Consider the following 19,712-nt stretch of genomic DNA (forward strand, 5'->3'; position numbering starts at 1 on the left):
TGACAATTGTTGAATGTGCATGGGGGTGCTCCGATGAGCACCCCCGGAGCACGTTCCGTGCGTGGTTTGGGTCAGGTCGCGGGGGTGAGGGGGCGCTCGTAGCGGATGCCGGGGCGGCCGTCGATGGTGGGGGGCGCGACCTGGGTGAATCCGTTGCGTGTCAGCACGGTCATGGAGGCGGGGTTGTCGAGGGTGGTGACTGCGGTGAGGCGGGTGAGGCCGTACGCGGTCGTGGCCAGGCGGCAGATTTCTGCGACGACGGCGGTGGCGAGGCCGCGGCCGGCGGCGCGTTCGCCGATGCGGTAGCCGAGTTCGGCGCTGCCGTCTTCGATGTCGAGGAGGTTGACGCGGCCCGCCACTGCTCCCTCGTGGGTGATGACGAGGTGGAACCGGGAGAGGCCGGTGTCCTGTTCGGCGAGCAGGGCGTGGTGGCGGGTGGTGAATTCGGTGAAGTAGGCGTCGCCGCGGTCGGGGATGGCGCGTGCGAAGTAGGCCCGGTTCTCCTGTTCGAAGGCGAGGAGGGCGGGGGCGTGGTCGGCGCGGAGGGGCTCCAGGTTCCAGGTGCCCGGCTGGTCGGCGGGGGCGTTCACAGCTGGGGAGGGGTCATGGTGAAGCGGGCATTGACCTGGGCGTGGACGATTTGGCGTTGGGGTTCGAGGTCGAGGGGCGGGGCTGCGGTTTCGTCGGTGGTGCTGAAGGCCATGGTGCGCATGCCGGTGCCGGGGGCTGCGGTTTGGTAGGGGAGGGTGTTTTCGGCGCCGAGGTCGGCGAGTTCGACGAGGGCGGCGAGGTTGGCACCGAGGGCGGTGGCGTATTCGCGGGCGCGTTGGACGGCTTCGAGTACGGCTTGGCGGCGGGCTTCCCCGTGGGCGGGTGAGGTGGGGCGCAGTGCCCACCAGGGGCCGTCGATGCTGGTGAGTTCGAGGTCGGCGAGGCGGGTGGTGAGTTCGCCGAGGGCGGTGAAGTCGGCGAGTTCGGCGGTGATGTGGACGCGGCCGTGGTAGGCGCGGATGCGTTCGGCGCGGCCGTGGCGGGTGAGTTCGGGGTTGATGGAGAAGGCGCCGGTTTCAAGTTTTTCGATTTCGTCGCCGTAGCTCTTGATGAGGTCGAGGACGGTGTTGTTGCGGCGGGTGAGGTCTTCGAGTGCGGTGCGTCGGTCGGTGCCGCGGGCGGTGACGGTGATGCCGATGCGGGCGATTTCGGGGTCGACTTCGAGGTGGGCTTCGCCGCGGACGGCTACGCGGGGCACTTCGGGGGTTCCGTAGGGCTGGTGTGCGGGGTCTTGGGTCATGGTTTCACTGTCGCACTGTCGTGTGGGTGGGCCGGTGGTCATCGGATCGAAACCTGGTGGGGGTGTTGTCGGTTGCGGCCCATCGGCCAGAATCTACGCGCGTTGTTAACGTGCGTTGTTCACGCCTCACAAGGGGAGATGGCATGGCGTTCGACCGTAGGACGTTTCTGGGCACTTCGGCCGCTACGGGTGCGGCTGTCGCGCTGACGGGGGCCACGAGCTCTCCGGCTGCTGCGGCCGGGGAGGTTTCGGGTGCTGCTGGGGAGGCGGCGGGGAGGTCGCGGACGTACTCGTTCACGGTGATGGGCACGACCGATCTGCACGGGAACGTCTTCAACTGGGACTACTTCACGGACAAGGAGTTCGACGACAAGGCGCACAACGATGTCGGTCTGGCGAAGATCTCGACGCTGGTGAACCAGGTGCGGGCGGAGAAGGGGCGTTGCAACACCCTGATGATCGATGCGGGTGACACGATCCAGGGGACGCAGCTGTCGTACTACTACGCGAAGGTGGATCCGATCACCGCGCGGCGGGGTCCGGTGCACCCGATGGCGCAGGCGATGAACGCGATCGGGTACGACGCGGCGGCGCTGGGGAACCACGAGTTCAATTACGGCATTCCGGTGTTGCGCAAGTTCGAGGAGCAGTGTGATTTTCCGCTGCTGGGGGCGAATGCGCTGGATGCGAAGACGTTGCGGCCGGCGTTCGCGCCGTACAGCATGCACCGGTTGCGGACGCCGCACGGGCGGGATGTGAAGGTGGCGGTGCTGGGGTTGACGAACCCGGGGATCGCGATCTGGGACAAGGCGAACGTGCAGGGGAAGATGACGTTCCCGGGGCTGGAGGAGCAGGCGGCGAAGTACGTGCCGAAGCTGCGGTCGATGGGTGCGGACGTGGTGATCGTGTCGGCGCATTCGGGTTCGAGTGGTACGTCGTCGTACGGGGACCAGTTGCCGTACATCGAGAACGCGGCGGCGTTGGTGGCGGAGCAGGTGCCCGGGATCGACGCGATCTTGGTGGGGCATGCGCACACGGAGATCCCGGAGTACCGGGTGAAGAACAAGGCGACGGGCAAGGACGTGGTGCTGTCGGAGCCGTTGAAGTGGGGTCAGCGTCTGACGCTGTTCGACTTCGAGTTGTCGTGGTCGAAGGGCTGCTGGTCGGTGGCGAAGGTGTCGGCGAAGGTGCTGAACTCGAACACGGCGGTCGAGGACCCGAAGATCGTGCGGCTGCTGTCGGACGAGCACGCGAAGGTCGTGGCGTACGTCAATCAGGTGATCGGTACGTCGACGCAGGCGATGTCGTCGGCGGAGGGGCCGGTCAAGGACGTCGCGATCATCGATCTGATCAGTCATGTTCAGGTGGAGACGGTGAAGGCGGCGCTGGCGGGCGGGGAGTACGCGGCGCTACCGGTGCTGTCGCAGGCGTCGTGTTTCTCGCGGACGGCGGCGATTCCGGCGGGTCAGGTGACGATCAAGGATGCGGCGGGGCTGTATCCGTTCGAGAACACCCTTGAGGCGCGGGTGCTGACGGGTGCGCAGCTGAAGGATTATTTGGAGTTCTCGGCGCGGTATTACGTGCGGACGGCTCCGGGTGAGGTGGTGGATCCGGCGAAGGTCACGAATGCGGAGGCGACGCCGGACTACAACTATGACGCGGTGTACGGGCTGGCGTACGACATCGACATCGCGCAGCCGGCGGGGTCGCGGATCGTGAACCTGTCGTTCGGTGGGCGGCCGGTCGATCCGGCGGCGCGGTTCGTGTTGGCGGTGAACAACTACCGGGCGTCGGGTGGTGGGAACTTCCCGCACGTGCCGCAGGCGAAGCAGGTGTGGGCGAATTCGGAGGAGATCCGTAACACGATCATCCAGTGGGTGAAGGCGAAGGGGACGATCGATCCGGCGCAGTTCGCGTCGGTGGAGTGGCGGCTGACTCGGGCCGGGGTGCCGGTGTTCTAGTCGGTTTCGTTCTGGTGGGTGGCCGGGTCCTGTTGTGGCAGGGCCCGGCCGCCGTGCGTTCGGGGGTGGCGTGGGGCGTGTGGTTGATCGGGGGCCTCAGGGGTGGTCGACGAGGGGGCGGAGTTCGACGGTGGGGGTGGGGCGGGTGTGTTCGCGTTGTTCGAGGCCGAAGGTGGTGAAGGCGGTGCGGGTGGGTTGGGGGTAGGGCTCTTTGCCGGTGAGGACGTTGAGGATGGCGGCGCTGCGCCAGGCGGCGAGGCCGAGGTCGGGGGCTCCGACGCCGTGGGTGTGGCGTTCGCCGTTTTGGACGAAGATGCTGCCGGTGACGGAGGGGTCGAGGATCATGCGGTGGTTTTCGTCGATGCGGGGGCGGTCGGAGGAGTCTTTGCGCAGGTAGGGGTCGAGGCCTGCGAGGAGGTTGGTGAGCGGGCGTTCTTTGTAGCCGGTGGCGAGGACGACGGCGTCGGTGGTGAGGCGGGAGCGGGTGCCTTGCTGGATGTGTTCGAGGTGGAGTTCGACTTTGGTGGTGGCGACGCGGCCGGCCGTGCGGACGCTGACTCCGGGGGTGAGGACGGCGTCGGGCCAGCCTCCGTGGAGGGTGCGGCGGTAGAGCTCGTCGTGGATGGCGGTGATGGTGGCGGCGTCGATGCCTTTGTGGAGTTGCCATTGGGCGGGGACGAGTTGGTCGCGTACGGGTTCGGGGAGGGCGTGGAAGTAGCGGGTGTAGTCGGGGGTGAAGTGTTCGAGGCCGAGTTTTGAGTACTCCATGGGGGCGAAGGAGGGGGTGCGGGCGAGCCAGGTGAGGCGTTCGCGGCCAGCGGGGCGAGAGCGGAGGAGGTCGAGGAAGACTTCGGCTCCGGATTGGCCCGATCCGATGACGGTGACGTGGTCGGCGCCGAGGATGCGTTGGCGGTTGTCGAGGTAGTCGGAGGAGTGGATGACGGGGACGGTGGGGGCGTCGGCGAGGGGGCGCAGGGGTTCGGGTACGTAGGGGGCGGTGCCGATGCCGAGGGCGAGGTTGCGGGTGTGGACGCGGCCGAGGGCTTCGGCTTCGCCGTCGGTGTCGAGTTGGGTGTAGTCGACTTCGAAGAGGTCGCGTTCGGGGTTCCAGCGGACGGCGTCGACCTGGTGGCCGAAGTGGAGTCCGGGGAGGCGGCCGGCTACCCAGCGGCAGTAGGCGTCGTATTCGGCGCGGTGGGTGTGGAACTGCTCGGCGAAGTAGAAGGGGAAGAGCCGTTCTTTGTGCTTGAGGTAGTTGAGGAAGGTCCAGGGGCTGGTGGGGTCGGCGAGGGTGACGAGGTCGGCGAGGAAGGGGACTTGGAGGGTGGTCCCGTCGATGAGGAGTCCGGGGTGCCAGCGGAAGTCGTGGCGTTGGTCGTAGAAGGCGGTGGCGAGTTCTTCTGCTCCTTGGTGGGGGAGGCCGTGGGCGAGGGCGGCGAGGGACAGGTTGAAGGGGCCGATGCCGATTCCGACGAGGTCGTGGGGTGCATCGAGCTGGGCGGTCATCGGTTGGTGCTGCCTTCCAGGAGGGTGATGAGGGTGTCCAGGTCCCGCGCGGTGGTGTGGGGGTTGAGCAGGGTGGCTTTGAGCCAGAGGCGGCCGTCGGCGGTGGCGCGGCCGAGTACGGCGTGACCGCCCAGGAGGAGGGTGCGGCGCAGGGCGGCGAGGTGGGTGTCGTCGGTGTGGGTGGGGCGGAAGAGGACGGTGCTGATGGTGGGTGGTGCGTGGAGTTCGAAGCGGGGGTGTGCGTCGAGGAGGCGGGCGAGGTGGTGGGCGAGTTCGCAGGTGCGGTCGATGAGGCGGGCGAGGCCGTCGCGGCCGAGTGAGCGCAGCGTGGTGGCGATTTTGAGGGCGTCGGGGCGGCGGGTGGTGCGCAGGGAGCGGCCGAGGAGGTCGGGGAGGCCTGCTTCGGTGTCGTCGGTGGCGTTGAGGTAGTCGGCTTGGTGGGCGAGGGGTGCGAGGAGGGCGGTGTCGGGGACGGCGAGGAGGCCTGCGGCGACGGGTTGCCAGCCGAGTTTGTGGAGGTCGAGGGTGAGGGAGCGGGCGCGGGCGAGGCCTTGGACGCGGGGGCGGTGGCGGGGGCTGAGGGCGAGGAGGCCGCCGTAGGCGGCGTCGATGTGGAGGTCGGCGCCGTGGTGGTCGCACAGGTCGGCGATGGGTTCGAGCGGGTCGATGAGGCCGGCGTCGGTGGTGCCGGCGGTGGCGGTGACGAGGACGGGCCCGCGGGCGGCGGCGAGGGCTTCGGCGAGGTGGGTGGGGTCGAGGATGCCGGCGGGGGTGGGCAGGGAGGTGGTGGGGGGTAGGCCGAGGAGCCAGGCGGCGCGGGGGACGGAGTGGTGGGCGTTGGCTCCGTGGAGGACGGTGAGGCCTGGTCCGTGGCGTTCGCGGGCGAGGAGCAGGGCGAGTTGGTTGGCTTCGGTGCCGCCGGTGGTGACGAGGGCGTCGGGGGTGGGGGTGTCGTAGAACTCGGCGGCGAGGGTGCGGGTGAGGAGGGCTTCGATCGCGGAGGCGGCGGGGGCCTGGTCCCAGGAGTCGAGGGAGGGGTTGAGGGCGGCGGCGGCGAGGTCGGCGGCTGCTGCGACGGCGAGGGGCGGGCCGTGGAGGTGGGCGGCGCACAGGGGGTCGGCGGGGTCGGCGGCGCCTGCGGTGAGGGTGTGGACGAGGGTGCGCAGGGCTTCGTGGTCGCCGGTTCCGTGGTCGGGGAGTACGTCGCCGAGGGCTGCGGTGACGCGGGCGGTGACGGTGTCGGGGCCGCCTGCGGGGAGGGGGCCGCCGCGGTCGCGGGCTCCGGTGTGCAGGGCGTCGAGGACGGTGTTCAGCAGGGGGCGCAGGGCGGTGGCGCCGGCGTGGCCGCCGGCGAGCGGGGGCAGGGGGGGTGGGGGGCCGGGCGGGGCTGTCATGCGGTGTCCTCACGGGAACGGGTCTGCGGCAGGGGGCCGGCCCTGTCGTGGGGTGCCTGACGGCGGGCGCTGCTGCGGTGACAGCCTGGTGGCCCGACCGGTACAACGATCCGACCCGAATGGGGTAACCGCCGGGGTTCGTCCCGCCGTCCGCGCCCCTGCGGTTCCGCGGGCTACGGGGACGGGGCGCCGGGGCCGGGGCGGGGGGACGCGCGCCGGAGACGGGGCGTGGGGACGCGCGTCGGAGACGGGGCCGGCCGCCGCTCCGGCCCGGTGGGGGGCGGGTGCGGCGGCCGGGGGGTGCGGGTCGCGTCGGGGTGTCAGGAGGCGCGGACGCGCAGGGCGCGGGCGAGGTCGTCGAGGTGGTCGGCGAGCTTGCGGCGCAGGCCGGGGACGACGGCGGGGTCGGCTAGGGCGGTGTGGCCGGCCTGGAGGTTGTCTTCGTCGACGGCGTGGCCGGGGAAGGCGTAGCGGCCCGCGGCTTCGGCGATGGCGGGGCCGCGGCGGGCGCCGAGGGCGACGGCTTCGGCGTAGTAGCGCGGTACGTAGTCGCGTACGAGGTCGGCCTGTTCGGGTTGCCAGAAGCCCTGGGCGGTGGCGTTGAAGAGGTAGTTGGAGAGCGAGTCGTCGTGGAAGAGGCGCTCCCAGGCGGCGGCCTTGGCTTCGGCGGTGGGGAGTGCGGCGCGGCAGCGGGCGGCGCCTTCCTCGCCGGTGGCGCTGGGGTCGGCGGCGAGGGCGGCGTCGATCTCGCGTTGCCCGACGGCGCCGAGGACGCTGAGCCGGCCGAGGATGCGCCAGCGCAGTTCGGGGTCGAGTTCGGGTCCGCCGGGGACGGTGTCGTCGTCGAGCCAGGCGGTGAGGGTGTCGGGTTGGGTGGCGGCGTCGACGAGGGTGCGTACGGCGGCGAGCCGCAGGCCGGGGTCGGAGCCGTCTTCGGTGCGGCGCAGCAGGGCGCGGCCGATGGCGGTGAGGGTGGCGAGGGCTTCGGTGCGGTGTTCGGGGGTGAGGTAGCGGTCGGCGACGTGGTGGCGGGCGAAGGCGAGGACGCCTTGGACGATGGCCAGGTCGGCTTCGGCGGGCAGGTGTGCGGCGGCGGTGGCCAGGTAGGCGGCGGGTTCGAGTTCGCCGTCGCGGACCATGTCGCGCAGGGCGTTCCAGATGACGGCCCGGGTGAGGGGGTCGGGGACGGCGCAGAGGTCGCGCAGGACGGTGTTGACGGAGGTGTCGTCGAGGCGGACCTTGGCGTAGCCGAGGTCGCCGTCGTTGAGGACGAGGAGGGCGGGGCGGGGGCCGCTGACGGAGACGATCTCGTCGGAGGGGACGTCGAGGGTGAGGAGTTCGCGGGGTTCGAGGGTGCTTTCGGGGTCGCGGTCGTAGAGGCCGACGGCGATGTGGTGGGGGCGGCTGCCCCTGTGGTCGACGGTGAGGGTCCAGCCGCCGTGGCTCTCCTCGATGCGGGGGGTGAGGGTGTCGATGCCGGTGGTGCGCAGCCAGCTGTCGGCCCAGGCGTGGACGTCGCGGTCGGTGTGGGCGGCGAGGGAGTCGACGAAGTCGGCGAGTGAGGCGTTGGCGAACTTGTGGCGGGTGAAGTGGGTGTTGATGCCGGCGAGGAAGTCCTTTTCGCCGAGCCAGGCGACGAGTTGGCGCAGGGCGGAGGCGCCCTTGGCGTAGGAGATGCCGTCGAAGTTGAGGAGGGCGCTCGCGGTGTCGGGTACGGCTTCGGGGTCGGGGGCGACGGGGTGGGTGGAGGGGCGCTGGTCGGCGTCGTAGCCCCAGGCCTTGCGGGAGGTGCCGAATTCGGTCCAGGTGCCGGTGAAGCGGGTGGCTTCGGTGAGGGTCTGGTAGCCCATGTACTCGGCGAAGGACTCGTTGAGCCAGATGTCGTCCCACCAGCGCAGGGTGACGAGGTCGCCGAACCACATGTGGGCCATCTCGTGGGCGATGGTCACGGCGCGGCTCTGGCGTTCGGTGTCGGTGACGGCGGAGCGGAAGACGTATTCGTCGCGGAAGGTGACCAGGCCGGGGTTCTCCATGGCTCCGGCGTTGAATTCGGGGACGAAGGCCTGGTCGTAGGAGTCGAAGGGGTAGGGCTCGGAGAACTTCTGGTGGTAGCGGTCGTAGCAGTCGGTGGTGATGGAGAGGATTTCCTCGGCGTCGGCGTCGAGGTGGGGGGCGAGGGAGCGGCGGCAGTGGATGCCGAAGGGCAGTCCGGCGTGCTCGGTGCGGATGCTGTGCCAGGGGCCGGCGGCGACGGCGGCGAGGTAGGTGGAGATGACGGGGGTGGGGGCGGACTGCCAGATGCCGGCGCCGTCGGTGTCCCGGTCCCCGGTGCGTTCGGTGATGCCGTTGGCGAGGACGGTCCACTGGGCGGGGGCGGTGACGGTGAATGCGAAGACGGCCTTGAGGTCGGGCTGGTCGAAGGCCGGGAAGACGCGCTGGACGTCGTCCATGAACATCTGGGTGTAGACGTACGTCTCGCCGTCCGCGGGGTCGGTGAAGCGGTGGAGGCCTTCGCCGGTGCGGGAGTAGCGCATGCGGGTGGCGATGCGCAGTTCGTGGGGGCCTTCGCCGAGGCCGGTGAGGGGGAGGCGGTTGTCGGCGAGGGTGGTGGGGTCGAGGGGGGTGCCGTCGAGTTCGGCGGAGTGCAGTGCGTCCGGTTTCAGCTCCACGAAGGTGTCCGCGGCGGCGCGGGCGGTGAACCGGATGACGGCGGTGGATTCGAAGGTGTCGTCGCCGTTGGTGAGGTCGAGGGTGACGGCGTAGTGGTGGACGTCGAGGAGCCGGGCTCGGAGTTGCGCTTCGTTGCGCGTCAGTGCGGACATGGGGCCCATGCTGCCCGACGGGCGGGCCCCGGCAGTCTGCTCCCCGCGCCTACTCTTCGCCCGCGGCGATCGTCTCGTGGTGGCGGATGACCTCGGCGATGATGAAGTTGAGGAGTTTCTCGGCGAACGCGGGGTCGAGTTTGGCGTTTTCGGCGAGCTGGCGGAGCCGGGCGATCTGGCTGGCCTCGCGGGTCGGGTCGGCGGGGGGCAGCTGGTGCTTGGCCTTGAGGTGGCCGACCTGCTGGGTGCACTTGAAGCGTTCGGCGAGCATGTGGACCACGGCCGCGTCGATGTTGTCGATGCTGTCGCGCAGGCGGGCCAGCTCGGCGGTGACGGTCTCGTCGATGGCTGCGGTGTCCGGGCCCGCGTCCTTCGCCGTGCCCTTGCCGGTGCCGTTGTCGAGGTCGCTGATGTTCATGGTTCCCGAGAATACGTGGCGGCGGCCGTGGATTCCTCTGGCAGTCGGCCTGTGAGACGACGCCGCGCGGTCGCCCTTTCGCCGGCCGGCGGGGGCCGGGCCGTCCGTCGGTGGCGTCCGGCGGTGCTGCGGGCCGTCGCGCCGGGCTGAACGGGGCTGCGGGCCGGGCTGCGAGCCGGGTTGCAGCGGGAGGACCGAGAAGGAGAGCGTGAACCGGCCGGGGTCGGTGTCGCGGACGGGGACGGGGACGGCCGTGCAGCCGAGGCCGAGGAGCGGGCCGAGGACAGCGGCGGTGCGGGCGGGGCGCGGAGCAGGACCTGGGAGAGGAGGACGAGGAGGGCGATGGCTTCGCCGCCGCCCCAGACGATGAGGGGGTGGTTGCCGAAGATGAGCAGGAGGGTGACGGTCCAGGTGACGGCGGCGGCGAACCCGGCGCGGGTCAGGAGGGGGACGGTGGGCCAGGGCGCGGCGCTGAGGCGGACGAGGGTGCCGGAGATCCATACGGCGGCGTGCGGAGGCTGGGCTGGCGGGCGAGGACGACGCCCTCGAAGGTGACGAGTGCGAGCAGGACGAGGGAGAGGGTGAGGCGGATCGCGTCGGCGGCGTGGGGGTGGCGCCGGGCCCATGTCGCGAGGGGGCTCACGGCGGGGTGGTGGCCGGGCCGGATTCCCAGGCCCAGGCGGCGATTTCCACGCGGCCCCGGGCTACGAGTTCGGTTTGGACGTTGGCCAGGTGGGTTTTGACCGTGGACAGGGAGACGTAGGGCTCGACGGCGATCTCGGCGTTGGTGCCGCCCCGGGCGACGCAGCGGACGACGTCTTGTTCGCGTTCGGTCAGGGGGTCCGTGGGGCGGCGGGCCGCCTGGGTGATGGTGGCCCGGGGGGCCATTTCGCGCAGCAGTCGTACGGTGATGGCGGGTGAGACGAGGGAGTCGCCGGCGGCTGCCGCGCGGACGGCCTCAACCAGCATCGCGGGGCTGGCGTCTTTGAGGAGGAAGCCGGATGCTCCTCCGTGGAGCGCGGCGTGGACGTACTCGTCGAGGTCGAAGGTGGTGACGATCACGATCGCCATGTGTTGCCGGCCCCACTGTCGCCCGCTGTTCGTGCCTTCCCATGGGACCGGCGGGCGCGCCGGCCCGCAACCGGGCGGGGCCGGGGCTCGGGTGCTGCGGCCGTGTGCCGGTCCGGCCGACGTTACGCGGGTACGGGGTGCGGTGCTTCGTCCTTCCGGCCCCGGTGCAATGGGCCGGAAGGACGAGGCGGGGGGCTCAGAGGCCGGCCGCGGCCGCCTTGATCGCGGAGGCGAAGGTGGAGACCTCGGAGTAGACGCCGGGGTAGCCGGGGCGGGCGCAGCCTTCTCCCCAGCTGACTATGCCGACCTGGATCCAGGCGTTGTTGTTGTCGCGGCGGAACATCGGGCCGCCGGAGTCGCCCTGGCAGGTGTCGACTCCGCCCTGGTCGAAGCCGGCGCAGATTTCGTCACTGGGGACGAGGGAGCTGCCGTACGCGCTCTGGCAGGCGGCGTCGGAGACGAAGGGGACGGTGGCCTTGAGGAGGTAGCGCTGCTGGCCGCCGCCTTCGCGGGCGGCGCCCCAGCCGGCGACGGTGAAGGTGCCGTTGTCGAAGGCCTTGGTGTCGGCGATCTTGAGGGTGGGCAGGTTGATGGGTTTGGCCAGTTTGATGAGGGCCCAGTCCTTGCCCTGGCCGTTGTAGCCGGGGGCCTGGAGCACCTTGGTGGACTTGACCTTGATGGCGCTGGAGCTGTTGAGGTCGACGACTCCGGCGGTGGCGGTGATGGAGGTGTTGTTGCCGGAGCCGTTCACGCAGTGGGCTGCGGTAAGGACGATCTGCTGGGTGTAGAGGGCGCCGCCGCAGCCCATGGAGAGGCGGACCATGAAGGGGAACTCGCCCTGGGCTGCGCGGGTGCCGCCGACGACGGGGGCCTGGGAGGCGTTCGCGGCGCCGGGCTGGAGGCTGACGGCGGCGAGGGCCACGGCGCCGACGGCGAGGGTGCGCTTGATGAGTGCGGCAAGAGTGGACACGGTCGACACACTGCCTTTCGTGGGGGGTTGGGCCGTGCGCGTCATCGGGTGAATGACACGTACATGTCACACCCGTGTCTTGCCGGGCATCAAGGACGCCTTTTCGGACAAGGTGCGGCGCGGAGGGCGGCATGACGCGAAACGGCAGGCGCAACGACCCGATCGAGCACGGATTTCCGCACCTCGACACCGTCCGCGCCGCCATCACCGCACTGTTCCGGCGGCTCTCGTACGAGGGGATCCGCACCTATGGCACGAGCCTCCCGCCCGCCGACGCCGCCTTCTCCCCCACCGACGACCTCCACCTCGGCGCCCACCGCGTGGCCTCCACCGTCGTCCGCGCCCTGCGGCTGCCCGACGCCCGGATGGTGGTCTGCTTCCGGCCGATGGAACAGGCCGCCACCGTGGAACTGACCGCGGGTCCGGAGTACTTCATCGAGGTCAACGACCGCTTCCGCACCCACCGCCGCGATCTGGCGGCCGCCCTGGCGCACGAGGTCACCCACGTCCTGCTGCACCGGCTGGACCTGCGCTTCCCCACCACCGCCGACAATGAAATCCTCACCGACACCACCGCCGCCTTCCTCGGGACCGGCTGGCTGCTCCTCGACGCGTACCGCGAGGACGAGCTCACCCACCAGAAGCTCGGTTACCTCACCCCCGAGGAGTTCGGCTACGTCCTCGCCCGGCGCGCCCTCCTGCTCGGCGAGGACCCGTCGACCTGGTTCACCAGCCCCCAGGCGTACGAGGCGTACGTGCGCGGCCGCGCGCTCGCCGAACGGGAGCTGCACCGGGCCCCCCTGGCGGCCGCGGACCGTGCGCAGCGGCGCCGCTACGCCCGGGACCGGCGGGCGGGCACTGCCGGGCCGGGGGCCTCGTACCGCTTCGAACAGCAGCCCGGCGGGGCGCGGGTGAGCTTCCCGTGCCCGGTGTGCGGGCAGCGGCTGCGGCTGCCGGTGCGCGGCCCGGTGCGCGCCCGCTGCGGACTGTGCCGAACGGTGCTGGACTGCGACACCTGACCGACACCCGACCCACATCGGCCGGCGCCGGAGCCCGGGCAGAACATGTTGGGTGACTGCGGTTCGGCGCGTGGGAGGAGTGGGTAGTGATACTTCATCGCACGACTGCAGGACCCGGTCCCGACCTCCCGCCAGGGGGCCGGGGCCGTTTGCGTGTGCCGGTCACACCGGCGCGAGTTCGGCGTCGGAGGGCTCCGGCCGGGGGGACACCGCAGCGCGCGGCAGGGCCAGGCAGAGCACGGCGCTGAGCAGGAATCCGGCGCTCACCCAGGGCATCGCGGTGGTCAGCGCATGTGTGGGATCGCCGTCGGCGAGGGCGCCGAAGAAGACGCTGCCGATGAGGGCCGCGCCCAGGGCGCCGCCGAACTGCTGGGCGGTGGAGAAGATCCCGGAGGCTCCGCCCGCGATGTCGGCGGGGACCGCGGACAGGACGACGTTCACGAGCGGTACGACCAGGAAGCCCAGGCCGGCGCCCGCGACGAGCAGGCCGGGGACGAGCGGCCAGGCGCCGGCGTGCGCGGCGGCCGAGGCGGTGGACGCGCCGGTGGACGCGGCGACGGCGTACCAGATCCCGGCGAAGCCGCCCGCCATGAGCAGCGCGCCGGCGGCGAGCACGAGACGGCCGAAGCGGACGGCGAGGGCATCGGCGGCGGGGGCGGTCAGGAAGCTGCCGACGGAGAAGGCGATGGTGAGCACGCCGGCCTGCATCGGGGTGTAGCCCTGGCTGCCCTGGAGCCAGATCGCGAAGATCAAGAAGAAGCCCTGCATGCCGACGGAGAACAGCAGCTGGACGGCGAGGCCCACGGAGAAGGCGGGCATCCGGAAGGCGCGGGCCGGGAGCAGCGGGACGGTCGTCCCGCGGCGGCGGCCTTCGAGGACGCCGAGGCCGGTGACGGCGAGGACTCCGGCGGCCAGGCACAGCCAGCCCCACAGCGGCCAGCCGTTGGCCTCGCCCTGGACGAGCGGCAGCACGATGGCGATCAGGGCCGCGGCGAGGACGAGGCTGCCGGCGAGGTCCGGGCGGCCGGCGCCGCGCTCGCGGGTGGTGGGGACCAGCACGGCGCCGGCCAGGCAGGCGGCGAGGGCGATCGGCACGTTGACGAGGAAGACGGACCGCCAGCCCCAGCCGAACAGGTCGGCGTCGGTGAGCAGGCCGCCGAGCAGCAGCCCGACGGCGGAGGCGAATCCGGCGACGGCCCCGTACATGCCGAAGGCTGCGCCGCGCTCCTTGCCCTGGAACAGGGTGCGGAACGAACCGAGCACCTGGGGCATCAGCAGGGCGGCCATGACGCCCTGCACGGCGCGGGCGGTGATCAGCTGGGTGGGGCTCTGGGCGATGCCGCAGCCGAGGCTCGCGAGGCCGAAGCCGGCGGTCCCGGCGAGGAAGAGGACCTTGCGGCCGTACCGGTCGCCGAGGTGCCCGGAGACGATCAGGGTGGCGGCGAAGCCGAGGAGGTAGGCGGAGACGAGCCACTGCAGGGCGCTCTGCGAGGCGTGCAGGTCCCGGCCGATGGAGGGGATGGCGACGTTGACGATGGTCACGTCGAGCAGGTCCATGAGCGCGGCGGCCATCATGACGCCGGCGGCGGCCCAGCGGCGTGGATAGGGCGGCGGGGGCACGGGGGCGGGAGCGGGCGGGGGCTCGGGCACGGTCATGGTGGACCTCCAAAGTCTTTCGTTCGGACGAACGAAAGACTGACATCGACGACCGTGTGATCGCAAGCCTTTCGTTCGTCCGAACTAAATACTTGCTACGGTGGATGCCATGAGCGACGAGACGGACCCCCGCCGGGAAGCGGTACTGGCCGAGCTGAACCGCACAGGCCGCGAGACGAGCGCGGCGACCGTGGTGTTCCACGAGGCGGCGGCCGCGAAGCAGGGGCTCAGTGCGATCGAGACGAAGACCCTCGACCTACTCCAGCGGCGCGGCCCCCTGACGGCGAAGGAGCTCTCGCAGTACTCGGGGCTGGCCCCGGCCTCCGTGACGGGCCTGGTCGACCGGCTGGAACGCAAGGGCTGCGTCCGCCGGGTCAAGCACCCGACGGACAAGCGCCGGGTGCTGGTGGAGGCGCTGCCGGAGCGGCTGACGGAGATCCGGCCGGTGTTCGAGGACTGGGCGCGCGAGGTGGCGGAGCTGTGCGACGAGTTCACGACGGCGGAACTGGAAACGGTGATCCGCTTCCTCCAGGGCTCCAACGCCCGCCAACTGCGCGCGGCGGCCCGGCTGACCGGGTCCTGATCCGGGGCGTCGGAGTCCCGGTCCGGGCCGCTTCGTCGCCACCGGTCGCCGCCCGGCGCGGCCGGTCGCAGGGTTCGGCTACCAGTCGCAGGGCGCGGACAGGTCCTCTACGGAGTCGGCCAGTTCGGCGGGCCGGCCGGGCCAGCCGGACCGGTGCCAGTGCGCGATGCGCCAGGCCAGCCGGCGCGGCCACACCGGTGTCCGCGGCAGGTCCGCGACGGGCACCCACACCGGGATGCCGCCGTAGGTGTCCAGGGTTTCGGGCGGGCCGAGTTCGCCCCGGGCGTCGAGCGTGAAGTAGTGCTCGCGGCGGCCGTCCTTCCAGACCCGGGCGACTTCCGCGCGGACGGCGCCGGCCAGGCCGGACTCCTCGCGCAGCTCCCGTACGACGGCGCCCTGCGGGGTTTCGCCGGCCTCGACACCGCCGCCCGGGATTTCGTAGTACGCCTCGTCGGTGAAGTGGATGAGCAGGATCCGCCCGTCGCGGATGACGATCGCGCCGGCGCGGACCCGGACGGGGGTGCGGGCCGCGGGGTCCTCGAACGCCACGTGCGGGGGCGGGTCGCCCCGGGTCCAGCCGCGCAGGACGACCTCGGCGGAGCCGACGGGACGGATCCGGGCGTGCAGGGCCTCGGCCAGGGGCAGGGCGGTGGTCGCGCCGTCCGAGCCGGCTTCCGGCAGGGTGTAGCAGACCCCGCCCCCGTCCTCGGCCGCCGTCAGGTGCAGCCCGTCCGCCTCGATCCGCACGCCGAGGGTGCGGGGCACGCCGAGGGTGCGGGGGTCGCTGTCCACCGACCGAGCGTACGCACACCCCCGCCGCCCCGGCCAGGCCCGCGCGCCCGCTCCCGCGCCGACCGAACGGCCTGGTCCGGCCCGGGCAGGCGGGGCTGCCGGGACGGGAGCGGGCGCCACGGCCGGGGCGGCCCCGGCCGCTCGGCTACTCGGCTCCGTAGACCGGGTGCGGGGGTTCGGATTCAGCGAGGAGTTTGAGGGCCGCCTCGCCCGCCCCGGTCGGGGTCCAGCGTGCTCCGCGGTCCGCCGTCGGGCCCGGACGCCAACCCTCCATCACCGTGATCCGGCCGCCCTCCGCCTCGAAGACCCGGCCCGTGACCCCCGCCGAGGCGTCCGAGCCCAGCCACACCACCAGCGGGGACACGTTCTCCGGGGCCATCGCGTCGAAGGCGCCCTCCCCCGGCTCCGCCATCGTCTCCGCGAACGTCTGCTCCGTCATCCGCGTCCGGGCCGCCGGGGCGATCGCGTTGACCTGGACCCCGTACCGGCCCATCTCCGCCGCCGCGACCAGCGTCATGCCGAGGATGCCGGCCTTGGCCGCGCTGTAGTTGCCCTGACCGACCGAGCCCAGCAGGCCCGCCCCCGAGGAGGTGTTGACCACCCGGGCCGATACCGCGCGGCCCGCCTTCGCCTCCGCCCGCCAGTGCGCCGCCGCGAACTTCAGCGGCAGGAAGTGCCCCTTCAGATGCACGCGCATCACCGCGTCCCAGTCCGCCTCCTCCAGGTTCACCAGCATCCGGTCCCGCAGGAACCCGGCGTTGTTGACCAGCGTGTCCAGCCGGCCGAACGCCGACAGGGCCGCCCCGACCAGCGAGGACGCACCCTCCGGCGAGGCGATGTCCTTGCCGTGCGCCACCGCCTCGCCGCCCAGCGCCCGGATCTCCGCGACGACCTGACCGGCCGGGCTGTCCTCGCCCGGCTGCCCGTCCAGGCCCACCCCCAGGTCGTTGACCACGACCTTGGCGCCCTCCGCCGCGAAGGCCAGCGCGTGGGCCCGGCCCAGCCCCCGCCCGGCACCCGTCACGATGACCACACGACCCTCGGCAAGTCCCATCTCAGTTCTCCTTGTTGACAGTTGCCGCATCCAGAAACGCCGGGCGCTCCCCGCCCCCGTGAACGAGCAGGCTCGCTCCGCTGACATACCCCGCCCGACCGGAGGCCAGAAACACCGCCGCGGCCCCGACGTCCGCGGGCTCCGCCAGCCGCCCCAGCGGAACCGTTGCGCCCACGGCCGCGATCCCCGCCTCGTCCCCGTAGTGCAGGTGCGCCAGCTCGGTCCGCACCATGCCCAGCACCAGCGAGTTCACCCGTACCTCCGGCGCCCATTCCACGGCCATGGAGCGGGCCAGGTTCTCCAGCCCGGCCTTCGCCGCCCCGTACGCGGCCGTCCCGGGCGAGGGCCTGCTCCCGCTGACGCTGCCGATCATCACCACCGAGCCGTGCGCCTCCCGCAGCTGTGGGTAGGCCGTCAGCGAGGCCGTCATCGGGGCCACCAGGTTCAGTTCGACGACCCGCGCGTGCCGTTGCGCCTCGCCCTCCCCCAGCAGCCGGTACGGGGTCCCGCCCGCGTTGTTCACCAGGCAGTCGAGCCGCCCGTACCGGCGCCCGATCCCGGTGAAGAACTCCTGGACGGCGGCCTGATCACGCAGGTCCAGCGGAGCGAAGGCGGCCGAGCGCCCCTCCGCGGACACCGGCTGCGGCGGCGGGCGGCGGGCGCAGACGACGACCTGCGCGCCCGCTTCGAGGAACGACCGGGCGATTCCGGCCCCGACGCCGCGGGTTCCGCCGGTGACGACGACAACCCTCCCGTCCAGCTCCATGGGCTGCTACCTTCCTCACCTAACAAATGTTTGGTGGAAAGGTAGCTGATCCTCTCATGGGTGTCTCCACCTCAAGCCCCGACAAGGGCGTCGCACTGGTCACGGTCGACTTCCCGCCCGTCAACGCGCTTCCCGTACAGGGCTGGTACGACCTCGCCGACGCCCTGCGCGCCGCCGGCCGCGACCACGGGACCCGGTGCGTCGTCCTGGCCGCCGAGGGCCGCGGCTTCAACGCCGGCGTCGACATCAAGGAGATGCAGCGCGACACCGGCCACGCCGCCCTCATCGGCGCCAACCGCGGCTGCTACGAGGCCTTCGCAGCCGTGTACGAGTGCGAGGTGCCGGTCGTCGCGGAAGTGCACGGGTTCTGCCTGGGCGGCGGCATCGGCCTCGTCGGCAACGCCGACGCGATCGTGGCCAGCGAGGACGCCACCTTCGGGCTCCCCGAGCTCGACCGGGGCGCGCTCGGCGCCGCCACCCATCTGGCCCGCCTGGTCCCGCAGCACCTGATGCGCGCCCTGTACTACACCTCGCGCACCGCCACCGCCGCCGAACTGCACGCGCACGGCTCGGTGTGGCAGGTCGTCCCGCGCGCGCGGCTGCGGGCCGCGGCCCTCGAACTGGCCGCCGAGATCGCACAGAAGGACGGCTACCTGATCCGGCTGGCCAAGGCGGCCATCAACGGCATCGACCCCGTCGACGTCCGGCGCAGCTACCGCTTCGAGCAGGGGTTCACGTTCGAAGCCAACCTGAGCGGGGTCGCCGACCGGGTCCGCAACACCTTCGCAGGGCCCGGCGAGAAGGAGCGCTCATGACCGACAAGTCCATGACCCCCGACGAGGTGGTCGGGCAGCTGCGCAGCGGGATGACCCTCGGCATCGGCGGCTGGGGATCGCGGCGCAAGCCCATGGCCCTGGTGCGGGCACTGCTCCGCTCCGAGATCACCGATCTCACCGTGGTCTCGTACGGCGGCCCCGACGTCGGCCTGCTCGCGGCGGCCGGCCGGATCCGCAGGCTCGTCGCCCCCTTCGCCACCCTCGACTCGATTCCGCTGGAGCCGCATTTCCGGGCCGCCCGCGAGAGCTGCGCCTTCACCCTGACCGAGTACGACGAGGCCATGTTCATGTGGGGCCTGCACGCCGCCGCGAACCGGCTCCCCTTCCTCCCCGTCCGCGCGGGCCTGGGCTCCGACGTCATGCGGGTCAACCCGGAGCTGCGGACGATCACCTCGCCCTACGCCGACGGCGAGGAGTTCGTGGCCGTCCCCGCCCTGCGCCTGGACGCCGCCCTCGTCCACCTGAACCGGGCCGACCGCCTCGGCAACGCCCAGTACCTGGGCCCGGACCCGTACTTCGACGACCTGTTCTGCGAGGCCGCCGACGCCGCGTACGTCTCCTGCGAGCAGCTCGTGGAGACCTCCGAGCTGTCCAAGGCCGGGCCGCCGCAGTCCCTGCTGGTCAGCCGGCACTCCGTCACCGGTGTCGTCGAGACCCCGAACGGCGCGCACTTCACCTCCTGCGTCCCCGACTACGGGCGTGACGAGGCGTTCCAGAAGCTGTACGCGGCCACCCCCTGGCCGGAGTTCCGCGCCCGTTTCCTGTCCGGCGGCAGCGAGCACGCCTACCAGTCGGCCGTCCAGGCCTGGCACGAGGAGCAGCAGTGAGCACAGCGACGGCCGCGTCCCGCGCGGAGTACTGCGTGATCGCCTGCGCCGAGGCCTGGCGCGGCAACGGCGAGGTGCTCGCCAGTCCGATGGGCCCGATCCCGTCCTTCGGGGCCCGGCTGGCGAAGCGGACGTTCTCCCCGGACCTGCTGCTGACCGACGGCGAGGCGCTGCTCGTCGGCCCGGACGGGGAGACCGAGGGCTGGCTCCCGTACCGGCGCCACCTCACGATGGTCACCGGCGGGCGCCGGCACGTGATGATGGGCGCCAGCCAGCTCGACCGGTTCGGCAACCAGAACATCTCCTGCATCGGCGACTGGGAGCGGCCGGTCCGCCAGCTCCTCGGGGTGCGCGGGGCGCCCGTCAACACCTTGAACAATCCGGTGAGTTACTGGGTGCCGAAGCATTCGCCGCGGGTGTTCGTCGAGCGGGTCGACATGGTGTGCGGGGTCGGCTACGACCGGGCCGGCGCGGCGGGGGTGACCCGCTTCCACCGGCTCCCCCGGGTGGTCAGCGATCTCGGCGTCTTCGATTTCGGCGGCCCGGACCACTCGATGCGCCTGGCCTCCCTCCACCCGGGCGTGAGCGTCGAACAGGTCCGGGAGGCCACCGGGTTCGCCCTGGCGGTCGACTCCCCGGACGGCGAGGTCCCGTACACGCGGGAGCCGACCGTCGAGGAACTGCGGCTGATCCGCGAGGTGATCGACCCGAAGGGGCTGCGCGACCGGGAAGTGCGGGGCTGACGC

At 71.9% G+C, this 19,712-nt stretch carries 17 protein-coding genes and 1 pseudogene; 6 read left to right on the top strand and 12 right to left on the bottom strand.

Features of this window, described 5'->3' with window-relative positions; all coding sequences use genetic code 11:
- Positions 1-71 precede the first annotated feature (71 nt).
- Both OG974_RS13360 and OG974_RS13365 read right to left on the bottom strand, forming a co-directional pair.
- On the bottom strand, positions 72-590 hold the full coding sequence (locus tag OG974_RS13360) for a GNAT family N-acetyltransferase (protein ID WP_371646566.1): 519 nt from the start codon (positions 588-590) through the stop codon (positions 72-74).
- Positions 587-1,291, bottom strand: coding sequence for an SIMPL domain-containing protein (locus tag OG974_RS13365; RefSeq protein ID WP_327282912.1), 705 nt, complete (start codon positions 1,289-1,291; stop codon positions 587-589). The genes OG974_RS13360 and OG974_RS13365 overlap by 4 nt, the downstream gene beginning before the upstream one ends.
- Before the next feature lie 143 nt (positions 1,292-1,434).
- On the opposite strand from OG974_RS13365, the gene OG974_RS13370 reads away from it, so the two are divergent.
- Complete coding sequence (locus OG974_RS13370; RefSeq protein WP_327282913.1) at positions 1,435-3,252, top strand: 5'-nucleotidase C-terminal domain-containing protein; 1,818 nt, start codon at positions 1,435-1,437, stop codon at positions 3,250-3,252.
- Positions 3,253-3,348: 96 nt separating this feature from the next.
- On the opposite strand, the gene OG974_RS13375 is transcribed toward OG974_RS13370, so the two are convergent.
- The 6 genes and pseudogenes from OG974_RS13375 to OG974_RS13400 all read right to left on the bottom strand — a co-directional run bounded on the left by OG974_RS13375 (position 3,349) and on the right by OG974_RS13400 (position 11,442).
- On the bottom strand, positions 3,349-4,758 hold the full coding sequence (locus OG974_RS13375; protein WP_327282914.1) for a SidA/IucD/PvdA family monooxygenase: 1,410 nt from the start codon (positions 4,756-4,758) through the stop codon (positions 3,349-3,351).
- Positions 4,755-6,152: an aminotransferase class V-fold PLP-dependent enzyme gene (locus tag OG974_RS13380; protein WP_327282915.1), complete on the bottom strand. Its 1,398-nt coding sequence runs from the start codon at positions 6,150-6,152 to the stop codon at positions 4,755-4,757. The genes OG974_RS13375 and OG974_RS13380 overlap by 4 nt, the downstream gene beginning before the upstream one ends.
- Before the next feature lie 320 nt (positions 6,153-6,472).
- Positions 6,473-8,974 carry an aminopeptidase N gene (pepN, locus tag OG974_RS13385; RefSeq protein ID WP_327282916.1) on the bottom strand — a complete coding sequence of 834 codons (2,502 nt, stop codon included), beginning with the start codon at positions 8,972-8,974 and terminating at the stop codon, positions 6,473-6,475.
- 49 nt (positions 8,975-9,023) lie between these two features.
- The gene (locus tag OG974_RS13390) at positions 9,024-9,392 is read right to left on the bottom strand and encodes a chorismate mutase (RefSeq protein WP_327282917.1); all 369 of its coding nucleotides are present in this window, start codon (positions 9,390-9,392) and stop codon (positions 9,024-9,026) included.
- 639 nt (positions 9,393-10,031) lie between these two features.
- Positions 10,032-10,457: pseudogene (locus tag OG974_RS13395) on the bottom strand (LuxR C-terminal-related transcriptional regulator); the annotation flags it as partial.
- Positions 10,458-10,659: 202 nt separating this feature from the next.
- Positions 10,660-11,442 carry a serine protease gene (locus tag OG974_RS13400; RefSeq protein ID WP_327282918.1) on the bottom strand — a complete coding sequence of 261 codons (783 nt, stop codon included), beginning with the start codon at positions 11,440-11,442 and terminating at the stop codon, positions 10,660-10,662.
- 122 nt (positions 11,443-11,564) lie between these two features.
- On the opposite strand from OG974_RS13400, the gene OG974_RS13405 reads away from it, so the two are divergent.
- Positions 11,565-12,452, top strand: a complete 888-nt coding sequence (locus OG974_RS13405) for a hypothetical protein (protein ID WP_327282919.1) — start codon at positions 11,565-11,567, stop codon at positions 12,450-12,452.
- A gap of 162 nt (positions 12,453-12,614) precedes the next feature.
- Here OG974_RS13405 and OG974_RS13410 read toward each other — a convergent pair whose 3' ends face one another.
- Positions 12,615-14,108: an MFS transporter gene (locus tag OG974_RS13410; protein WP_327282920.1), complete on the bottom strand. Its 1,494-nt coding sequence runs from the start codon at positions 14,106-14,108 to the stop codon at positions 12,615-12,617.
- 109 nt (positions 14,109-14,217) lie between these two features.
- Here OG974_RS13410 and OG974_RS13415 point away from each other — a divergent pair, with 109 nt between their 5' ends.
- Positions 14,218-14,691: a MarR family transcriptional regulator gene (locus OG974_RS13415; RefSeq protein ID WP_327282921.1), complete on the top strand. Its 474-nt coding sequence runs from the start codon at positions 14,218-14,220 to the stop codon at positions 14,689-14,691.
- Positions 14,692-14,769: 78 nt separating this feature from the next.
- On the opposite strand, the gene OG974_RS13420 is transcribed toward OG974_RS13415, so the two are convergent.
- The 3 genes from OG974_RS13420 to OG974_RS13430 form a co-directional block, all read right to left on the bottom strand.
- A complete protein-coding gene (locus OG974_RS13420) occupies positions 14,770-15,483 on the bottom strand; it encodes an NUDIX domain-containing protein (protein WP_327282922.1) in 714 nt (237 codons plus the stop codon).
- A gap of 145 nt (positions 15,484-15,628) precedes the next feature.
- Positions 15,629-16,537: an SDR family oxidoreductase gene (locus OG974_RS13425; protein ID WP_327282923.1), complete on the bottom strand. Its 909-nt coding sequence runs from the start codon at positions 16,535-16,537 to the stop codon at positions 15,629-15,631.
- Between the two features lies 1 nt (position 16,538).
- Positions 16,539-17,303 carry an SDR family oxidoreductase gene (locus tag OG974_RS13430; RefSeq protein ID WP_327282924.1) on the bottom strand — a complete coding sequence of 255 codons (765 nt, stop codon included), beginning with the start codon at positions 17,301-17,303 and terminating at the stop codon, positions 16,539-16,541.
- Between the two features lie 56 nt (positions 17,304-17,359).
- On the opposite strand from OG974_RS13430, the gene OG974_RS13435 reads away from it, so the two are divergent.
- The 3 genes from OG974_RS13435 to OG974_RS13445 are packed head-to-tail and all read left to right on the top strand — an operon-like array spanning position 17,360 to position 19,709.
- Positions 17,360-18,118 (top strand): enoyl-CoA hydratase family protein, encoded by a 759-nt coding sequence (locus OG974_RS13435; RefSeq protein ID WP_327282925.1) that lies wholly within the window; start codon positions 17,360-17,362, stop codon positions 18,116-18,118.
- On the top strand, positions 18,115-18,966 hold the full coding sequence (locus tag OG974_RS13440; RefSeq protein WP_327282926.1) for a CoA-transferase: 852 nt from the start codon (positions 18,115-18,117) through the stop codon (positions 18,964-18,966). Before OG974_RS13435 ends, OG974_RS13440 begins: the two co-directional genes overlap by 4 nt.
- Positions 18,963-19,709 (top strand): CoA-transferase, encoded by a 747-nt coding sequence (locus OG974_RS13445; protein WP_327282927.1) that lies wholly within the window; start codon positions 18,963-18,965, stop codon positions 19,707-19,709. Before OG974_RS13440 ends, OG974_RS13445 begins: the two co-directional genes overlap by 4 nt.
- Positions 19,710-19,712 lie beyond the last annotated feature (3 nt).

The sequence above is a fragment of the Streptomyces sp. NBC_00597 genome, from assembly GCF_041431095.1.
In the GTDB taxonomy this organism is placed as follows: domain Bacteria; phylum Actinomycetota; class Actinomycetes; order Streptomycetales; family Streptomycetaceae; genus Streptomyces.

Bases quoted from the DNA above. Each gene is read 5' to 3' on its own strand.
- OG974_RS13365 (WP_327282912.1), bottom strand. From the start codon at position 1,291: ATGACCCAAGACCCCGCACACCAGCCCTACGGAACCCCCGAAGTGCCC.
- OG974_RS13370 (WP_327282913.1), top strand. From the start codon at position 1,435: ATGGCGTTCGACCGTAGGACGTTTCTGGGCACTTCGGCCGCTACGGGT.
- OG974_RS13375 (WP_327282914.1), bottom strand. From the start codon at position 4,758: ATGACCGCCCAGCTCGATGCACCCCACGACCTCGTCGGAATCGGCATC.
- OG974_RS13380 (WP_327282915.1), bottom strand. From the start codon at position 6,152: ATGACAGCCCCGCCCGGCCCCCCACCCCCCCTGCCCCCGCTCGCCGGC.
- pepN (WP_327282916.1), bottom strand. From the start codon at position 8,974: ATGTCCGCACTGACGCGCAACGAAGCGCAACTCCGAGCCCGGCTCCTC.
- OG974_RS13390 (WP_327282917.1), bottom strand. From the start codon at position 9,392: ATGAACATCAGCGACCTCGACAACGGCACCGGCAAGGGCACGGCGAAG.
- OG974_RS13405 (WP_327282919.1), top strand. From the start codon at position 11,565: ATGACGCGAAACGGCAGGCGCAACGACCCGATCGAGCACGGATTTCCG.
- OG974_RS13410 (WP_327282920.1), bottom strand. From the start codon at position 14,108: ATGACCGTGCCCGAGCCCCCGCCCGCTCCCGCCCCCGTGCCCCCGCCG.
- OG974_RS13415 (WP_327282921.1), top strand. From the start codon at position 14,218: ATGAGCGACGAGACGGACCCCCGCCGGGAAGCGGTACTGGCCGAGCTG.
- OG974_RS13425 (WP_327282923.1), bottom strand. From the start codon at position 16,537: ATGGGACTTGCCGAGGGTCGTGTGGTCATCGTGACGGGTGCCGGGCGG.
- OG974_RS13430 (WP_327282924.1), bottom strand. From the start codon at position 17,303: ATGGAGCTGGACGGGAGGGTTGTCGTCGTCACCGGCGGAACCCGCGGC.
- OG974_RS13435 (WP_327282925.1), top strand. From the start codon at position 17,360: ATGGGTGTCTCCACCTCAAGCCCCGACAAGGGCGTCGCACTGGTCACG.
- OG974_RS13440 (WP_327282926.1), top strand. From the start codon at position 18,115: ATGACCGACAAGTCCATGACCCCCGACGAGGTGGTCGGGCAGCTGCGC.